General features: G+C 59.8%; 11 protein-coding genes. 5 read left to right on the top strand and 6 right to left on the bottom strand.

What is annotated here, in order from left to right:
- Positions 1-88: 88 nt before the first annotated feature.
- The 5 genes from ABIQ96_RS05870 to ABIQ96_RS05850 all read right to left on the bottom strand — a co-directional run bounded on the left by ABIQ96_RS05870 (position 89) and on the right by ABIQ96_RS05850 (position 5,547).
- Positions 89-895, bottom strand: coding sequence for a CHAD domain-containing protein (locus ABIQ96_RS05870; RefSeq protein ID WP_348213629.1), 807 nt, complete (start codon positions 893-895; stop codon positions 89-91).
- Positions 896-1,265: 370 nt separating this feature from the next.
- The gene (locus tag ABIQ96_RS05865) at positions 1,266-2,528 is read right to left on the bottom strand and encodes a nucleotide disphospho-sugar-binding domain-containing protein (RefSeq protein WP_348213628.1); all 1,263 of its coding nucleotides are present in this window, start codon (positions 2,526-2,528) and stop codon (positions 1,266-1,268) included.
- Positions 2,525-3,748 (bottom strand): MFS transporter, encoded by a 1,224-nt coding sequence (locus tag ABIQ96_RS05860; RefSeq protein WP_348213627.1) that lies wholly within the window; start codon positions 3,746-3,748, stop codon positions 2,525-2,527. The genes ABIQ96_RS05865 and ABIQ96_RS05860 overlap by 4 nt, the downstream gene beginning before the upstream one ends.
- Positions 3,745-4,638 carry a class I SAM-dependent rRNA methyltransferase gene (locus ABIQ96_RS05855; protein WP_348213626.1) on the bottom strand — a complete coding sequence of 298 codons (894 nt, stop codon included), beginning with the start codon at positions 4,636-4,638 and terminating at the stop codon, positions 3,745-3,747. The genes ABIQ96_RS05860 and ABIQ96_RS05855 overlap by 4 nt, the downstream gene beginning before the upstream one ends.
- A gap of 60 nt (positions 4,639-4,698) precedes the next feature.
- Entirely contained in the window at positions 4,699-5,547 is an 849-nt protein-coding gene (locus tag ABIQ96_RS05850; protein ID WP_348213625.1) for a hypothetical protein, read from the bottom strand.
- A 209-nt stretch (positions 5,548-5,756) separates the two neighbouring features.
- Here ABIQ96_RS05850 and ABIQ96_RS05845 point away from each other — a divergent pair, with 209 nt between their 5' ends.
- Positions 5,757-7,682 carry a phospho-sugar mutase gene (locus ABIQ96_RS05845; protein ID WP_348213624.1) on the top strand — a complete coding sequence of 642 codons (1,926 nt, stop codon included), beginning with the start codon at positions 5,757-5,759 and terminating at the stop codon, positions 7,680-7,682.
- Between the two features lie 17 nt (positions 7,683-7,699).
- Here the strand turns inward: ABIQ96_RS05845 and ABIQ96_RS05840 are convergent, their stop codons facing one another.
- Complete coding sequence (locus tag ABIQ96_RS05840) at positions 7,700-9,061, bottom strand: hypothetical protein (RefSeq protein WP_348213623.1); 1,362 nt, start codon at positions 9,059-9,061, stop codon at positions 7,700-7,702.
- Between the two features lie 146 nt (positions 9,062-9,207).
- Here ABIQ96_RS05840 and ABIQ96_RS05835 point away from each other — a divergent pair, with 146 nt between their 5' ends.
- The 4 genes from ABIQ96_RS05835 (at position 9,208) to ABIQ96_RS05820 (ending at position 17,228) form a co-directional block, all read left to right on the top strand.
- Positions 9,208-11,487, top strand: a complete 2,280-nt coding sequence (locus ABIQ96_RS05835; protein WP_348213622.1) for a sensor histidine kinase — start codon at positions 9,208-9,210, stop codon at positions 11,485-11,487.
- 12 nt (positions 11,488-11,499) lie between these two features.
- Positions 11,500-12,129, top strand: coding sequence for a response regulator transcription factor (locus ABIQ96_RS05830; RefSeq protein WP_348213621.1), 630 nt, complete (start codon positions 11,500-11,502; stop codon positions 12,127-12,129).
- 84 nt (positions 12,130-12,213) lie between these two features.
- Positions 12,214-17,064, top strand: coding sequence for an autotransporter-associated beta strand repeat-containing protein (locus tag ABIQ96_RS05825; RefSeq protein ID WP_348213620.1), 4,851 nt, complete (start codon positions 12,214-12,216; stop codon positions 17,062-17,064).
- Entirely contained in the window at positions 17,061-17,228 is a 168-nt protein-coding gene (locus ABIQ96_RS05820; protein ID WP_348213619.1) for a hypothetical protein, read from the top strand. Before ABIQ96_RS05825 ends, ABIQ96_RS05820 begins: the two co-directional genes overlap by 4 nt.
- Positions 17,229-17,275 lie beyond the last annotated feature (47 nt).

Raw genomic sequence — 17,275 nt, 5'->3', positions numbered from 1 at the left:
TGGGATGAAGGGAAGAACCAATCGGGACGCCCTTTCCATAGTGGAAAATGCACGGTGCGCAACCCTCGTGCTCGCGAATCGGGGGAAATTACCGCCCGGTTTGCGATTTGCGGGCGGCAACCCATAGCGCCGCATCCAGCGTTGTCCTTTTTTGCAGCAATTTCCGGGATTCCGTCAGCTTTTTCCAAAGGCCGGGAACGAAATCGGCGGTGAAACCATGTTCCTCCAGCCAATGGGAAAGCGTCGCGAGGTCGTTCTCGTCGCCCAGCACTTCGGTGAGTTCGACCATCGTGGGATCTCGCGGGATCGCTCCTTCCGGCAGGAAACCGAGGGCTCCGAGGTACGCTTTGAGGGCTTTGCGCGCATCGTGGAAATTTTCCTCACCGCGTCCTTCGAGTTTTTTGCAGCGTTTGTTGACCTGCTTGCCGAGTTTTTCCATGCCGACCTCCATCCGGGCCGCCAAGGTTTCCACCGGCAGTTCCAACAGGTTGTTGCGGGCGGCATCGACCCGTTCCACGCACCAGGAAATCGTCTCGACCGGAGGGCGACGCGCCGCCGAGTGCGTTTGTTGTTCGAGCAGCCCGTAAATCGCCGCTGTCGTGCCGGGGTCACCTTCCCATGCGAGCTTTTTCCACGTGCTCAGCCGGGAAACCGCATCGCGCGGGCCCGATAACAGCCGTCCGATCACTTGGATTTCCTTCGCCGAACTCTTCCCCAGCCGGAAAAGCGAGAATCCACCGCGCAGGGATTTTCCCAGCTTGCGGATCGCGTGGACCTCCTCGGCGACGCGGCCTTTCGAATCGAGCAGTCCGTTCAACAGCCGCACCATCGTGTCACAACCGGTTGCCAGTTGCTCGCTCGCGAATCGCGCGTCTTCTTCGGTCGGGGAAGTCATTCGCGGGCATGAAATCGGGAATCCAGCCTCTTGTCAGTGACGATCTTGTGACAATCGGCCGGTTTTTCTCCCTGTGATAATCGACACCGGGACGCGACAGACCTTTGGACTGCGGTGAGTATCACCGCTTTGAGAGGGGGCTCCGACGTTCCTTATATATCTGATAATTCGAAAAAGCCGGGATATGCGGGCTTTTTTCTTCATCTAGCAAGCCTGGAAAAACCCGGCCTCCACCCCCAAAGCGGTGATGCGCCTGCGGCTTTCACCGCAGTCCAAAGTTTCCGTCTGCGACGGAGTTTGAAAAATATGGGGACGGAAATCCCATCTCCGGAATCGCACGTTGACCTATCAACGGAATGGCGGTCCGCGGTCACGACTTTATGACCGCCGGCAGCGTTTCCTCGATCAGCTCACAAGTGTTTTTCATCCAGTCCGTGTCAGTGAAACGCGTGGCCATTTCTTTTGCGCGCTTTCGAACCTCTTGATTTCCCAACAAAGCCCCCAACACCTCCGCGATGCGCTTCGCCTTGAAGTGCTTGGGATGAATGCCATCGCCGACGCCGAGATCTTTCACGCGGCTGAGCGTGTCGAGCTGGTCGTGCGCCATTGGCTGGATCAGATGGGGAATGCCAGCCTGCAAGGTTTGCGCGCAGGTGCCGATGCCGCCATGATAGACCAACGCCGCGGCACGGGGCAGGACCTGGCTGAACGGCACATAGGAAAAATGCCGGATCTCCGGCGGCAGGTTCGCGGGAATCGTTTCGAGAAAGGGCGTGAGGAGAATTCCCCGGCGTCCCATCAGCTTCAACGCCTTCACCGCTTCGTCGAAAAACGCATGGCCGTGTTTCATCGCACTGCCCGGAGTGAAAACCACCGGAGCCTCACCGGCTGATAGAAATTCCTCCAACTCCGCGGGGACTTCGCGCATGCCTTTTTCGTCGAACAACGGAAACCCCGTCAGCCGCGTTTGTTGTGGCCAATCCGGCTGCTGCGCGGCGAACCATTCCGGAAACAGCGCGATCACCCGGTCCGGCGAGTGCCAGCCATCGAAGATCATGTTGCGCAAAGGCGGTAGCCCGAGGCCGCTGCGGAAGCGGTTCAGCTCGGGACAGATCATCGCATCCATGACCTTGGCGGCGATTTTCCATTGCAGCGTTTTGAGAAACTTCGGCGCACGTTGTCCGATCAACATTCCATGCAAAACCGGTTGTCGATAGGAACTTGGAAAGAGCGAAGGCGCGAGGTGCACCGACACCATCGGGATTCCCAGCAAGTCCCTAACATTTCTGCCGCCGAATGCGAGCGAGCTGCACAGCATCCCCGTTTTTCCCGGCAGATTCAGTTCGCGGGCGTAAGCGAGTATCGGCTCATAACTCGGAGCGACCGCATGTTTCATCACGGTTGGCAGCGCCTTGACCGGATGCCACAAGTTCGGATCATCCTGCACTTCTTGAAATCTTTCCTCCGTCCCAAGTTCGCGAAATCCGAAGCCTGTCTTGTCGATCAGCCATTTGAAATGTCCGCTGGTGATGAAAAAAATCTCATGCCCGCGCTCCTGCAAGGCCAGCCCTAACTGAACAAACGGATGGACGTCGCCCGAGCTGCCGATGGTGTAGATGAGAACACGCATCATTCGACCGTTTTCAACCGCTTGAAGATCCAAAGGCTGATGATACTCGCACCGATGGCGAGCCAGCCGAGCCGGTCGAAATGCAGCAGCCGTCCGTTTGCACCCTGAATCACGATGTGGCTTCCCAACGTGGCGGTGAGGCCGGCCGCGAGGTCGCGCGAGCAGGCGACCAGACTCATGTAGGCTCCGCGCCGCGCGGGAGGGACCGCCAGGGAAATCACCGCTTGGCCGGGAACGAAGCGGCCGTTCGCGCAGGCAAAGAAAAATGCGGCCATCAGCAACACCAGCCAGACCGGCTGCGGTCCGGACGAGGTGAACAGCCGGATGACCACGCAGGCGACGCCGACCAGCACGCAGTACACCCGGAACCGGCCGTGGCGGTCGGCCAGTTTCCCGATCAGCGGTCCGGTGAACACGGTCACCAGTCCGCCAGTTAGATAAATGAGGAACAGGTTGGTTTCAGGCAGTCCGACATTTCCCACGAGATGCGGCGCGAGGTAGGGGATGAGCGTGAAATGACCGAGAACCATTGTCGCCATCAGCGCGAGCCCGGTCCACGCGTTGCCATCCCTGAGCAGTCCGAGAAAATCGCTGACGGATTTCACCTTGTCCTCCGTCAGGTGGCCGCGGACGGGGGGTAGAATCCGGAACAGGCCGATCCACACGACCGCGCCGACCGCCGCGACAGTTAGAAACGGGCCTTCCCATTTCCACCACTGCGCGATCTTCAGTCCTAACGGAACTCCGAGTGCCGCCGCCGCGGAGAAGGCGGTCATGATGACGCCCATGCCGTGCGCCCGGCGTTCCGGCGGCACCACGTCGGCGACGATGGCCATGATGGTGGCCCCGCTCACGCCGCCGAACGCGCCGCAGATGGCGCGGGCGACAAGCAGGGTCGCGGTGTTGTTGGAAAGCCCGCAGGCCAGGGTGCCCAGTGTGAATCCGGCATAACAGAACAGCAGCAGTTTCCGCCGGTCGAAACGGTCGGCGAACGGAGCGACAGCGAGCCCGACGACGCCCGCCGTGATTGCGAACGAAGAGATGAGTCCTCCGAACTGCAGGGTGTTGATGCCTAGCTCGCGCATGAGCTGCGGTCCCAGCGGCATCATGATCATGAAGTCCACGATGTGGGTGAACTGCACGGCTGCGAGCAAGAGCAGCAGCCGTCGTTCGGAGATCAGCGGCTTCACCAGTGCGGGCGGATTTCCGGTTTCCCCGCTCATGATTTGAGCCACACGGATTTCAAATAAGGTTCATCGGTGAAATCCGGCGGCATGGGGGAATGGCGGGCACTCATCGCGCGGCGCGAGGCGTTGCGGAGTTGTTTTTGGAAATCGTTGAGGCCGAGGTTGCGGCAGTTTGTCGAACACAGCAGCCAGCCATCCGGCGACAGAATATCGATCGCGAGGGCCGCGAGCTCGCCGAAGTTTTCCTCCACGCGGAAGACCTTGCCCTTTTCATCGCGCGAGAAGGTCGGTGGATCGAGGACGATGCCGTCGAAGGTGCGTCCTTGTTTCGCGAAGCGGCGGAGCCAGTGAAATGTGTCGCCCTTGCAGAAATGATGCGCTGCGGGATCGAGGCCGTTGTGGGAGAAATTCCGCTTCGCCCAGTCGAGATACGGTTGTGATAGATCGAGCGTGGTGGTTTCCGCCCCGGCCATTCCGGCGGTGACGGAGAAGGCTCCGGTATAGGCGAAGGTGTTCAGCAGGCGCAGGCCGGGAGCCATCAGCCTGCGGACTTCGGCGCGGTTGTCGCGCTGATCGAGGAAAATGCCTTGGGAGTACCCGGACTGGAATGAGATTTCGGAAGCGATGCCATTCTCTAACATTAAGAACGGTTCCGATACTTCCGGCCCTGCCAGATGGGTTGGCGATTCTTTCTGGTGTTGGTCGAGTCGTTTCCAATAACAGGAAACTCCTTGGTCGCGGATCCATTCGCTGACGGCCGGCGGGAGATGAGCGGCAGTGGTGGAAATCAACCAGCGGCCCGCGTAGGTTTCCAGAATCAGGCCGGGAAGACCGTCGCCGCTGCCATCAATGAGGCGGACGGCGTTGGTGGCGGAATCGAGGAGGCCGTCGCGCTTGGCGATCGCGTTTTGAATGAGTCGAAGCATCGGGGGCGACGGATCGTAGTCGCGGTCCGGGCCGACGACTAGGCTGATGTTTCCGTCACCTTACTTCAGCTTGAAGGTGCCCCAGGTGACGGATTTTCCATAGTCACCTGCAAACAAATAGCCAGTCACAGTGCTCTTGTAGGTGCCTGAATACGGCCCGGTGAAGTAGAGATAGACGGTGTCCTTGAAGGTAATGTTGTTGATCGCGCCGTAGGTCATGATCAGTTTCCCGGTCCATTCGTTTTTACCCTGAAGCTTGGTTTTCACGACCGCGTAGGTGTAGGAAACCGCAGCCTTTCGGTTTTCGCTTTCGAAGGTGATCTTGGTTTTGGTCTGGGCGGTCAGCTTGATTTCAGTCTGCCAGGCGGTCGGGAAGCGGTTGAATTCCCCGGTCGCTTTCTCGCTCAAGGTGTAAATATCGCCGACCTTGATCTTGGCCGGCGGGTCGATGATCGGCTTGGCGGGGATCGTCCATTTGTCCTGATCCGTGAAAACACCGTTCACGAGGTTTTTGGTTCCAGTGGCCACCAGCAACCGGTTATAAGCAGTCCCGCCGACGTCTTCCACGACGGCGATGGTAAAATAGTAATCGCCATTGAGAGTGGCCGGGACATCGGATGGGGTTTTCACGGTGAAATCCGAGAACTGGGAACCGCCGGGAAGTGCCGGGAGCGGGTAGTGCGCGACAATGACTCCCTGAGACGGGTAAGGAGTCTTGGTTGCCCAGAGGATCAGGCTGATCGGGCCGGTTCCCACGGGGCTGAGATTCTGAATATCACCCTTCAGCTTGAATCCGGCCTGCGGTTCGGTGATGTTCCAGGACAATTCGCCGTTCAGGAAAAGCGGGTAGGCGGCTTCGGACCGCACCGCGCAGAACAGGAGGGCGACCAGGCAGAGGAGTGTCTTCATAGGGACTGTTTCGATTCGTGGGCGGCGCAAGTCAAGCGGAAGTGCGGGATGCGCCCTTGTGAGAATGGATCCGTCAGCGGGAATCGCTTTGGATCAGCCGGTGATTTGGAATCTGGCGGGTCTTGATATGGGAAGGCTATTTCACCCCGGAAAAATCCGAAACGCACGGGGTTGCCATGCACGGGATTTTTTCTACGATCCGTTCTGAAATGAGTGCCCTCCAAGAATCCCTCACCGCCGCGGTTGCCAATGGCAGCCTGCTCGAATCCGCGAAAACCAACATCGCGTCCCTGCTCGACGGGACGACGAGCGCGATCGCGCCACTGGCGATTCAGGAACTCGTGGACGCCGGCGAATGGGAGGAGCTCAACGACCGCTTTTTCAAAACCCTCGCTTTCGGCACCGGCGGCTTGCGCGGTCGGACGATAGGCCGCGTCGTGACGAAGGCAGAGCAGGGGAAAGGCGGGCCGAACGATCGCCCGGAGCATCCGTGTGTCGGCACTGCGACGATGAATTTCTACAACGTCAGCCGCGCCGTCCGCGGGTTGATCGCCTACGCGAAACAATTCGCCGGTCCATCGCGCAAGCCGGTGCTCGTCTTCGCCCACGACACCCGCCACTTCTCGCGTGACTTCGCGGAATTTTGCGCGAAGACCTGCGCGGATCTCGGTTGCGATGCCTATCTGTTCGACGGCCCGCGCGCCACTCCGCAGCTTTCCTTCGCCGTGCGCGAACTCCGCGCCGATGGCGGTGTTGTTCTAACTGCTTCCCACAACCCGTCCCACGACAACGGCTTCAAGGCCTACTTCAACGACGGCGCGCAGATCGTTGATCCGCATGCCACGGCGATCATCAACGAGGTCAACGCGATCACCAGCGAGCGTTACGAGCCCGTAGCCGAATCCGCGCGCGGCACGGTCACCATTCTCGGTGAGGAAATGGACGAGCTTTACATCAGCCGCCTGAAAACCCTGCTGCTCCAGCCATCGCTGCTTGAAGGCGCGAAGACCAAGATCGTCTTCACCAACCTCCACGGCACCGGCGGCCACATCAACGTCCCGATGCTCCGCGGCCTCGGATTCGAAGTTCTAACGGTCCCTGAGCAGGACATCCAGGACGGTCGTTTCCCCACCGTGGAATCGCCGAATCCGGAAAACGGACCCGCGCTGCAAATGGGCATCGATCTCGCTGAGAAATCCGGCGCGGAAATCGTCATCGGCACCGACCCCGACGCCGACCGCATGGGCGTTGCCGTCCGCGATACCGCAGGCAAGATGGTTCTTCTAACTGGAAATCAGATCGGCTCGCTGATGGCATGGTATCGCCTGAAAGCCTGCTTCGAACTCGGCTGGCTCACCAATGCGAACCGCAGCCGCGCCGTGCTCGTGAAGACTTTCGTCACCACCGAACTCCAGCACGCCATCGCCGATGGCTTCGGCGTCGGCATTGTTGATACTCTAACGGGCTTCAAATACATCGCCGGCAAGCTCCGCAAATACGAGGAGGCCATCCCCGCCGACAAGAAGGGCGATTATCGCTCGCTAACGGAAGCACAGACCCGCGCGCTGCGTCTCGAATACTCCCGCTTCTTCGTCTTCGGCGGCGAGGAAAGCTACGGTTACCTCGGTTCCGACGCCATCCGCGACAAGGATGCCAACGGCGCGACCCTCATGTTCGCCGAAGTCGCCGCTTACGCGAAATCTGTCGGCAAGACGCTGACCGAGTTGATGGACGACGTTTACACCGAATACGGTTACTATTTGGAAATCGGCAAATCCCTCGTCATGGAAGGTGCCGACGGCGCGGCCAAGATCGCGGCCCTCGCCAATTCCTACGCCGACAGTCCGCCGACCGAAGTCGATGGTTCCGCCGTCCTCCGCGTCCGCGATTTCGCCAAACAAGACATTTTCGACCAGGAAGGCGACCTGATTCCCAAGGAGAAAATGCTCTTCGTCGATCTCGAGGACGGCCGTTCGTTCGCCGTCCGCCCATCCGGCACCGAGCCGAAGATCAAGTTCTACCTCTTCGGCAAACACGCCCCCGGCGGCGATCTATCAGCGGCGAAGGAGTCCGTCAAAACCGGCCTAGCCAATCTCTGGAGCTGGATCGAAGCGGATGCCGCGAAGCGTCCCTGAACGAACGCCTTCATGGGTCAGCGGGCTTTCCTGTCGAAGTATTCGGCCAGTGAGTAAACCTGCCGGTTGAGCTCGGCCATCGCCTTCACCAGCGGCGGATAGGGTTCCAGTTTCAGGTTCACGATGCCCTTGTTGGAATCGAGGTTCGAGGGATCCGCGCCCTTGGCGTTCGGGTCGTTGTCGCGGTATTTGAACCAATGCCATCCGACGCATCCGCCGGATTCCAGCAGGCCGAGCGTGAAGTTCTGATAGAAATTCCCCCGATCCTCCTGGGTCTTCACCACCCACCCCGCGCCGGTGGTATTGGGCATCCCGGAGTCCATTCCCTTCGCATACCATTCGGTAACTATGTAGGGTTTTCCCGACCATTCCGTCCATTGCCCCGTCTGGACTGGATCGGGCGACCATGCGTGATAGTAGTTGACCGCGATGACGTCGAGATGGCGGCCGGCCGCTTGGAACAGGGACTTCGATGATAAGGCCTGTCCGGTGAAACGTGGTCCAAGGCACAGGTGGTTGGGGTCGTATTTGCGGATGGCTGAGGTGGTGATACTCAGGTAGCGGTCGGTCACATATCCGAGAAATTCCCGCCGCATGCCATCCGTGATTCCTTTTTCCTCCGGATGTTCTTTCCGGCGTTCCGTCAGCCATTCGTTCACCGCCTTGCGGCCGGGATCTTCAGGCGGCAGCTTGAGGAAGTTATCGAGCGCTTTCTTGTAGAACGGCAGCTCGTTGTCCGAGAAATGGCCTAGCAGCCATGGGTCGCTTTTTGTGGCGGTGAGGCGTTTCGCATACTCGTCGCAGAAATCCGGGAACCCGGGATCAAAGACGAAGATGCAATCCTTGGGATAACCCATGTGGCCGGCCTGCTGATACATGCCTCCGCGTTTCGAGCCATACGAGCTCATGAAATTCCAAATCATCGTGTAAGCCATCGGGCGCTTGCCCGAGCGGAGCCTCGTGGTATCCGACCAGGCTCCGGTGCCGTTGAATCCGTGATCTAGCAAAAAATTGGAGGTTGTTTCAGTCCATGATTCGGAATTGGTATTGCCTCCCGGAGAAGCAACTGCGACCACCCCGACATTGATGAAGCGGTAACCTTCCGGGTCGATGAGCCACCAGCGGCGGCCGGATTTTTCCGTCCGGAAGAATCCGCTGGCGGTGCTCCGGACCGACCGGCTGCCGCCATAAGTCGAACGCGCGGGATCCGTCGTGGATTGGTAGTCGGGAAGGGAGCTGACGAGCCGCGTCGGATATTCCTTCCAAGGGCCCTCGGGTGTCGTTTTCGCGGCACTGGTCATCCGGGGGTGGGTTTCATCCGCATTGCCGATGCCAGCGAACAGAACGGAAAGATAGAAAATTGTTAGGTGGGGTTTCATGGAGCGTTTTCGAGAAGCACTCTGTGATGGCCGCATCCACTGGTCTATTGGCCGATCGGCCGTCGAATGCGCTGCTTCGCGCTATCCAACCTTTCTGATTTACTTCAGGGGATTGATTTTCGACTGTCGCACGGATTGTCGAGTTCATGTTGATTCATCCCAAAGCGGTATCCAAGGCACTCGGTGCTCCATCGGTTCGCAAACCCATCAGGATCCTCATCGCCTTTTTGTTGATGGGGTTGTCCGGTGATGCGACCGCGGACGAGATGCTGACGCGCATCGCGGACGTCCGCCAGCTCTCCCGCGAACAGGCGGCGCAGGCGCAAACGATCCGCGTCCGGGGAGTGGTGACATGGAGGAACGCGCGTGACAACCTGACGATCCAGGATGACTCCGCCGGGATCTGGGTGGATTTTGTCGAGGCGAGGAAGCGCAAGCTATTCCAATCGGGAAAGAACGCCTTCGATCATCTTCGCGAGGGCACGGAAGTCGAGATCACCGGCGTGAGCGATCCGGGAGGGTATGCCCCGCAGATCATCCCGGCGACCCTGCGCGTCATCGGCAGGAAGCCCATGCCCAAGGCGTTGCTGATGGAACCCTCGCGTTTTTTCAATGGCTCCGCCGACTGCCAGCGGGTGGAGGTGAGGGGAGTGGTGCAGGGCTACTATCCGGTGGGGGACGGGATCACCTTGCTGCTGGATGCCAATCCCGGCCGTTTTACCGCGCAACTCAGCAGCGCGGCGTCCGTCCCCGATCCGGCCAAGCTGTTGGACTCCGAAATCAGCCTGAAGGGGGTAGCAGCGACGCATTTCAACACCCGCGGCGAATCGACGGGAGTTAGAGTGCTTTCAAGCGTGGCCGAGGACCTCGTGGTGGAGAAACCGCCTCCGCCGTCCGACGAGGTGCCGTGGGTGGCGCTCGATCGTTTGCTGCCGTTCCGGACGGAGCCGCTGGGACCGCATCGGGTGAAAGTAGAGGGAACGGTGATCTATTCGTTAGGCGGCAGGTTTTTCTATCTGCAGGAGGGTGATAGCGCGGTGCGCGTGGAAACGACGTCATCCATCGAGCTGCGTCCTGGCGACCGGGTGGAGGCCGCGGGCTTTGTGGAAATTTCGCGGCTCATCGGCACGCTGTGCGATGCCAGCGTGCGCAAGACCGGAACCGGGGTGCCGCCCGAGCCGGTGTCGATCAGCCCCGGTGAAATCCTCGAACTCAACAAGGTGGCGGTCGAGACGGCTCAGGTCGCGCTTCCCCATGACTATGATGGCCACCTGATCCGCTGCCGGGCCCGGTTGCTCGCCGTGCGCTCCGAGCCCCGTGGCAACGGCCTGCGCACGCTCACCTTGGAACAAACGGGGAAGGAGGATCAGGGCGACCTGATTTTCCGTGCGCTGTTATACAATGGAAAGGCAGGGCCGGTTGACTTGCTGCTGCCGGGCAGTGAACTCGAAATCACCGGGCTGGTTCAGCTCGACTACGCGACCAAGGACGTTCTTCCCCGGATCTCGCGAACGGTTCCGGAAAACCTGAACCTGATCCTGCGTGGTCCGTCAGATGTGGTCGTGCTCAGCGAGCCGTCGTGGTGGACGGCGGGCCATCTCACCGCGGTGCTGGCGGCGATGCTGTTAGCACTGGGCGGAGCCTTGGTCTGGAGCCTCCAGTTGAAACGCCAGGTGCGGCGGAAAACCCTACAGCTCGCGCGGGAAATGCATGCCCGCCGCGATGCTGCCATCGAGTTTCAAGCGACCCTGCGCGAGCGCACCCGTCTGGCGGCCAATCTCCATGACACGCTGCTCCAGACGATGAGCGGTCTTGGTTTTCAAATCGAAGCCTGTGAATCCGAAGTGGTGGGCGCTTCCGCCGGTGATGGCCCGCCGAGCCATCTGAAGGTGGCCAAGCGCATGGTGAATCACGCCGTGGACGAGCTTCGCAATTCGGTTTGGGCGTTGCGCTCGCTTCCGCTCAATGGAATGGAACTGCCCGAGGCGCTTGATGCTCTGGCAGATCGGTTAGGAGCTGGGCAGTCCGCGCGCATCGAAGTCCATTCCGAGGGCGACCTGTCCCGCGTGCCGGATTTCGTCGCCGGAAATCTTCTGCTGATTGTCCAGGAATCGCTCCACAATGCCATTCGTCATGGCAAGCCAAAGGTGGTCGGTGTCGATATCCGGACTTTGGATGATCCAGAGCGGATTTCTCTAACGGTCCGTGACGATGGCTCGGGATTTGTTCCCGGCGAACAGGTCGGGGTGGTCCAAGGGCATTTCGGATTGCAGGGAATGCGGGAGCGCCTGGAACGTCTCGAAGGCACTCTTGCCATCACCAGCGCGCCGGGTCAGGGAACCACCATCCACGTCGAGGCTCCGCTGCGCGCTTACGACGGGGAAATGGCCGAACGGCCCATCGACTCCCCTGAAAACCAACGCTAATTTCAACCCGTCATGCCCTCACCCGAACCAATACGCCTGATGCTGGTCGACGACCACGCGATCCTCCGCGCAGGCCTCGCAAACATGCTGAACAGCGAGCGCGGCCTCCAGGTGGTCGTCGAGGCGGATGACGGCGAGTCCGCTTTGCGCCTGTGGCGCGAACATCGGCCGGACGTTACGTTGCTGGACCTCAGTATGGGCGGTATGGACGGCATCGAGGTTTTGCAACGTCTCCGTGCGGAGGATCCGGACGCCCGTGTGCTGATGCTCACTTCGTCGGAAGCGCAGGAGGACGTCCGCCACGCGTTGGAGGCCGGTGCTTCCGGTTACGTCACGAAAAACATCGGCCGCACCGAGCTGGTGGAGGCGATCCGTGAATGCCACGCCGGCGGCCGTCCGATCGGGAAACACGTTGCCCGTCTGCTCGAAGCGGATCACGAAAAGGGAGTAATTTCGCGCCGCGAAATGGAGGTCCTCGGATTGGTGCGCCAGGGATTCACCAATGCCGAGATCGGCCGTCTGCTCAACATTTCCGAACGCACGGCCAAGGCCCACGTCGCGGCGCTGCTGGTAAAACTCCAGGCGTCCGATCGCGCGGAAGCAGTCGCCCGCGGCTTCGAGCGCGGCTTGCTGAAGCCGTGATGTCGCCCGATGGCCGATCGGCCAATAGACTCGCGTGGGGATCAGTGCGATTTTCCGGATGTCTCCTCGAAAACCCATCCTGTCTTGAAATCCCACGATCTAACTGTGCCGTTGCGGAGGCTTGCCGCAGTCTTGAAACTGCTGGCATGTACGACACTGTTGGCGACTTCGGTGATTGCCCAGGAATCCGTTTACAACGGCGCGTTCGGAGGCGGCTCGGGTTCCCTCAGCAGCGCCATCACCTTCGAGACCAATTCAGGAAAGGGTCTCTCGATCATCAATTTCTTCAGGAACTGGGACGACAGCAACGGGTCAATTGGTTTCCCTACGTCGACCATGAGCGGCCTCCGCAATCACGGGTCGATCCCTCTTATCACTTGGCAACCTGAAGGTGCGTCGCCGGATTCGACCTATAAGTTGAGCAATATCATCAACGGGAATTTTGATGCGTATATCAAATCCTGGGCACTCTCCGCGAAGGCATGGGGCCACCCGTTCTTCCTGCGCTTCGCCCATGAAATGAGCGGAAACTGGTATCCTTGGAGCCCGGGCGTCAATGGCAACACCAGCTCCCAATACATCGCCATGTGGCGCCACGTCCACGACATCTTCACCCGCAACGGCGTGACCAACATCACTTGGGTGTGGTGTCCTAACACCATCTACTCCGGATCCACTCCGATCCCGCCCCTCTATCCGGGCGACAACTATGTCGATTGGACGTCCACCGACGTTTATAACCGCATCACTAACAACTGGGGGAATTTCTCCGTGCGCGGAGGTCCGACGCTCGATCAGCTCATTTCCATCGCTCCTGGCAAGCCGATCATGATCGCGGAAACCGGCTGCCACACCGACGAGACGGGTGCTCCGGCCAGCAACTCGAAGGCAAAATGGTACCGCACCGCGATGATGGACTATCTTAAATACTCCATGCCGCGGATCAAGGCCTGGGTCTATTTCAACGGCAACAACCCGGATGGCAACGACTGGCGGATCACCACGTCGACGGAAGTGCAGGATGCTTACAGGGAAAGTGTTGGGCTGTCCTATTACAGCGACAACAAGTATGGCTTCATCACGCAGAGTCCCATTCCCCCGTTGGTCAACGATGCCAAGTCATCCGACACCATGGGTCCCTTTGTCTCAATCGAAAGACCGTTCTTTGACAAGGTGCAGGCCGGTTCGACCACGGAGATCTACACATCCGCATCCGACAAGTCCGGCATCAGCAAGGTGGAGTATTCCATCAATGGCGTCCTGAAACACACCGAGAACATCGCACCCTATCAGTATCTCTGGCCGGTTCCTGCCGGGACAGGCACCTCCTACACGATCGTCTGCAAGGCCTATGACACGGTGGGAAACACCACCTTGAGCACCGTCCAGGTGGTTTCGGTAAATCCTCCCGCCGCTCCATCCGGTGTGGCTGCGACCGACGGTGCCTTCAGCGACAAGGTGCGTGTCACTTGGAGTAGTGTCGCTTCAGTTAATGGTTATGAAATCTGGCGAAACACCGAAAACGACAGTGTCACTGCCATCAAGCTCAACACCGACCCCGTCACAGGCACCACCTTTGACGACACCACCGCCACTTACACCACGACCTGCTATTACTGGGTGAAGGCCGTGGATGATTTCGGGACTAGCGGTTTCAGCGGCTCGGATACCGGCTATCGGGTGTTGCCCGCCACGCCTTCTTCTCCCACCGGCTTGTATGCCACCGACGGCGTCTATAACGACCGGGTCCTGCTCGGCTGGAATGGTGTCGGCAGCGCTGCCGGCTATCAGGTCTGGAGAAATACGGTAAATAACAGCTCGACCGCGGTCTTGATCAGTTTCGGACCAGTCACCGCCACTACCTTCGATGATACCACCGCCGCCTATACTGCCAGTTACTATTATTGGGCCAAGGCGGTGAACGACGGAGGCACCAGTGGATTCAGCGGTGTCGCTGTCGGCTATCGCGGCAACCTGCCGACCATCAGCGACATCACCAACCGCACCGTCAGCGGGAATGCCGATACCGGTGCCATCGCCTTCACGGTCGGCGATACCGAGACGACCGCGGCAAATCTAACTATCTCGGCGGCATCATCCAACGCTGCGCTCGTGCCTGTGGAAAACATCGTGTTCGGCGGCACGGGAGCCAGCCGCACTGTCACCATCACCCCGGCGTCCAACCAACCTGGAACCTCAACCATCACCATCACCGTCACGGATGCGGATGGAGGACAAAAAAGCGATGCGTTTGCCCTCACGGTGAACGCGACGCCGGTGATCAACGGCCCCGGCGACCGCGCGATCAACGTCAACACGAACACCGGAGCCATCGCCTTCACCATCGCGGATGCGGAAACCTCCTCCGCTTCCCTAACAGTATCCGGAAGTTCATCCAACACCACCCTCGTTCCCAATGCGAACATCGTCTTCGGCGGAAGCGGGACGAACCGAACCGTTACCGTCACCCCGGCAGCCAACAAGGCCGGTACCACCGAAATCGTCATTTCCGCGGGCGACGGCACCGGCACCTCGACCGCATCGTTCTTCCTCAGCGTGCTCGATACCAGCCAGGCGCTCTGGACCGCGGCCGGAACCGCCTCGGCCCTTGACTGGACCAACGGATCTAATTGGTTCAGCGGATCGCAACCCCAAAGCGGCAATTCGACGACCCTTACTTATCTGGCTGGAACCACCCTTCCCGCGGGCACCATCGTCTCCAATAACAACGCAGCCACACCGTTCACGCTCAACAGCCTGACCCTTTCCGGCACCGGTCCCGCGGGTGGGGCGGGCTTGGTAAATCTTAGCGGTGGAACCCTCGCCTTCGCCACTGCGGGTGATGGCACCGCTCCGGTGGTGAATCTGTCCGCTTCCGCTGGAGCCGGAGGATCGCTCATCTATCAAATCAGCGCACCTGTCAGTCTCGGCACCACCACCACCTTCGAAGGAAGCGGCAGCGCCGAATGCCGTATCACGGGAAATGTTTCCGGCACCGGCGGCATCACGAAGACCGGAAGCTCCACGCTCGTTCTCGCCGGAGCCAACACCTACTCCGGACACACCATTTCAAAGGGAACAGGCGGAATCATCCGCGTGACCAGCGCCACCGGCCTCGGCTCCAACGGCGTGCTGCTATCCAACACCGGCGCGGTCGCGCCTGTGGTCCAGTTTCACATTGACGGAACCGGCAGCGGGGGCGTCATCCCGATGTCCAACGGCTTCGGTGGAAACAGCAACATCACCACCATCATCGACGTCGGCAACAACGGCGGCGGAACCACGGGCAACATCATCCAGCTCAACGGCGCGACCACCGGTTGGGGCAACAGCACGACGCTCAACGTGACGGGAGCAAACGGCTATGGCCTGCACATCGCGCAGCTCAAGAGCACCGGCGGTTCGTCCGGCACCCAGACATTGAATCCCACCACCGCGCCACTCACCATCGGCACCTACCTCGGTGCCAACAACGCCACCACACTCGCGCTCGGCGGCACCCACACTGGCAACGCCATTACCGGAGCCATCGTGAATGGAGCGTCCACCGTATCCATCACCAAAAACAGCAGCGGCACCTGGCTGCTAGGTGGCGCGAACTCGTTCGCCGGTGCCACCGCCATCAATTCCGGCACGCTTGCCATTTCCCACGATTCCGCGCTCGGTGGCACGGCCGGAATCACCAGCATCACCAGCAGTGGCAAGCTCGCGCTGAGGGGAGGAATCACGGTCGCTGAACCATTGTCCATCAATGGCCGTAACTCGGGAGATCAACTGCTCAACGAAAGCGGTATGAACACCCTGACCGGCGCGATCTCCCTCAACACCGGAGGAAACGACTATTTCATCCGTGCCGACGGCGGCAAGCTCCTCATCGCCAATTCAATCACCATGCTCGGCAGCACGGCGACTAAGATCAGTCATTTCTCCGGAGCTGGCGATATCGAGATCTCCGGCGCTATCAGCAGCGCGTCCGGTACCCTTGGTATCCAAAAGACCGACACCGGAACCCTGACGATTTCCGGAGCCTGCACCTACACCGGCGGGACTTTTGTTAGTGGCGGCACGCTGGTCGTTAACGGAAATTTATCCACAACCAGCAGCGTGATGGTGGAAGCTGCTGGCACCCTTTCCGGAACAGGACCCATCGCCGCCAGCACCGCTGTTAGTGGAGTTCACTCTCCCGGCTATGGGTTCGGAACTCAGGAATTCACGGCTCCCCTGAGCTACTCCGCGACCTCCCGTTTGAAATGGGAAATCGGTGGCAACAGCGTCGATACGGGTTTCGATTCGGTGACCGCCGACGAGGTTTCAATCGCCGCGGGTGCGGTTGTCGACATCGTGCCGGACAGCCCGGGCAGCACGGTGGATTTCACCGATGCCTTTTGGAGCCAGCCCCACGCCTGGACCGTTCTATCAGCCAATGCGGTCGATGGTAATTTTGTCCTCGGCTCCATCCACAACGATCCATCCGGTCATGCCGCGGAAACGCGGGGTAGCTTCGAACTCCGGAAAATCGGATCCTCTATCAGCATTGTCTGGACTCCGACCACCACCTTTACCGCGTGGCAGAGCTCGTTTTTCGGCGGGGATGCCGGCGACCCCGAGATCGCCGGGAAAACGGCCGATCCCGATCACGATGGGATCGCCAATCTCGTCGAATACGGCCTCGGGACCTCGCCACTTGCCGCGAATCCGCCGGGAATCGACAGCTATTTCGACGAGGATCATTTCAGCATGAGCTATTCGCTTTCGAAGACCGCCATCGGCATCACGGTGGAGCCGGTCTGGTCCACGGATTTCCTCCACTGGAGCGGAGAGGGAATTTTTGAGGAAACGGTGACGGAAGGCTCTTCCACGCGGACCATCGAGGCACGCGTTCCGACGAATTCGAATCCGCGGCTGTTCATGAAACTTCGCATTACGCAGCCATGATGGATCTCGCCGTCTGGAGCCACGCTGGCATCTCGTCGGAAATTTTGGATGGCGACGCAATGATCGAGGCCAATCAGGTTAAGGTTCCGATGGCAGAAAATTCCGCAGGTCTAATGGATCTGCGGGTGGCTCATTCTCAGTGGGTTGGCCGATCGGCCAATTGACCCGAACCAGTAGGGTCGCCACTCTTTTGATGATTCCATAAAACCCA

This window comes from Luteolibacter sp., from assembly GCF_039920825.1.
Taxonomy (GTDB): domain Bacteria; phylum Verrucomicrobiota; class Verrucomicrobiia; order Verrucomicrobiales; family Akkermansiaceae; genus Luteolibacter.
Note: the sequence above shows the minus strand (reverse complement) of the source record. Positions and strands in the feature narration are given on the sequence as shown.

Excerpts from the sequence above, each read along its gene's own strand:
- ABIQ96_RS05870 (WP_348213629.1), bottom strand. The coding sequence starts at position 895 with ATGACTTCCCCGACCGAAGAAGACGCGCGATTCGCGAGCGAGCAACTG.
- ABIQ96_RS05865 (WP_348213628.1), bottom strand. The coding sequence starts at position 2,528 with ATGATGCGTGTTCTCATCTACACCATCGGCAGCTCGGGCGACGTCCAT.
- ABIQ96_RS05860 (WP_348213627.1), bottom strand. The coding sequence starts at position 3,748 with ATGAGCGGGGAAACCGGAAATCCGCCCGCACTGGTGAAGCCGCTGATC.
- ABIQ96_RS05855 (WP_348213626.1), bottom strand. The coding sequence starts at position 4,638 with ATGCTTCGACTCATTCAAAACGCGATCGCCAAGCGCGACGGCCTCCTC.
- ABIQ96_RS05850 (WP_348213625.1), bottom strand. The coding sequence starts at position 5,547 with ATGAAGACACTCCTCTGCCTGGTCGCCCTCCTGTTCTGCGCGGTGCGG.
- ABIQ96_RS05845 (WP_348213624.1), top strand. The coding sequence starts at position 5,757 with ATGAGTGCCCTCCAAGAATCCCTCACCGCCGCGGTTGCCAATGGCAGC.
- ABIQ96_RS05840 (WP_348213623.1), bottom strand. The coding sequence starts at position 9,061 with ATGAAACCCCACCTAACAATTTTCTATCTTTCCGTTCTGTTCGCTGGC.
- ABIQ96_RS05835 (WP_348213622.1), top strand. The coding sequence starts at position 9,208 with ATGTTGATTCATCCCAAAGCGGTATCCAAGGCACTCGGTGCTCCATCG.
- ABIQ96_RS05830 (WP_348213621.1), top strand. The coding sequence starts at position 11,500 with ATGCCCTCACCCGAACCAATACGCCTGATGCTGGTCGACGACCACGCG.
- ABIQ96_RS05820 (WP_348213619.1), top strand. The coding sequence starts at position 17,061 with ATGATGGATCTCGCCGTCTGGAGCCACGCTGGCATCTCGTCGGAAATT.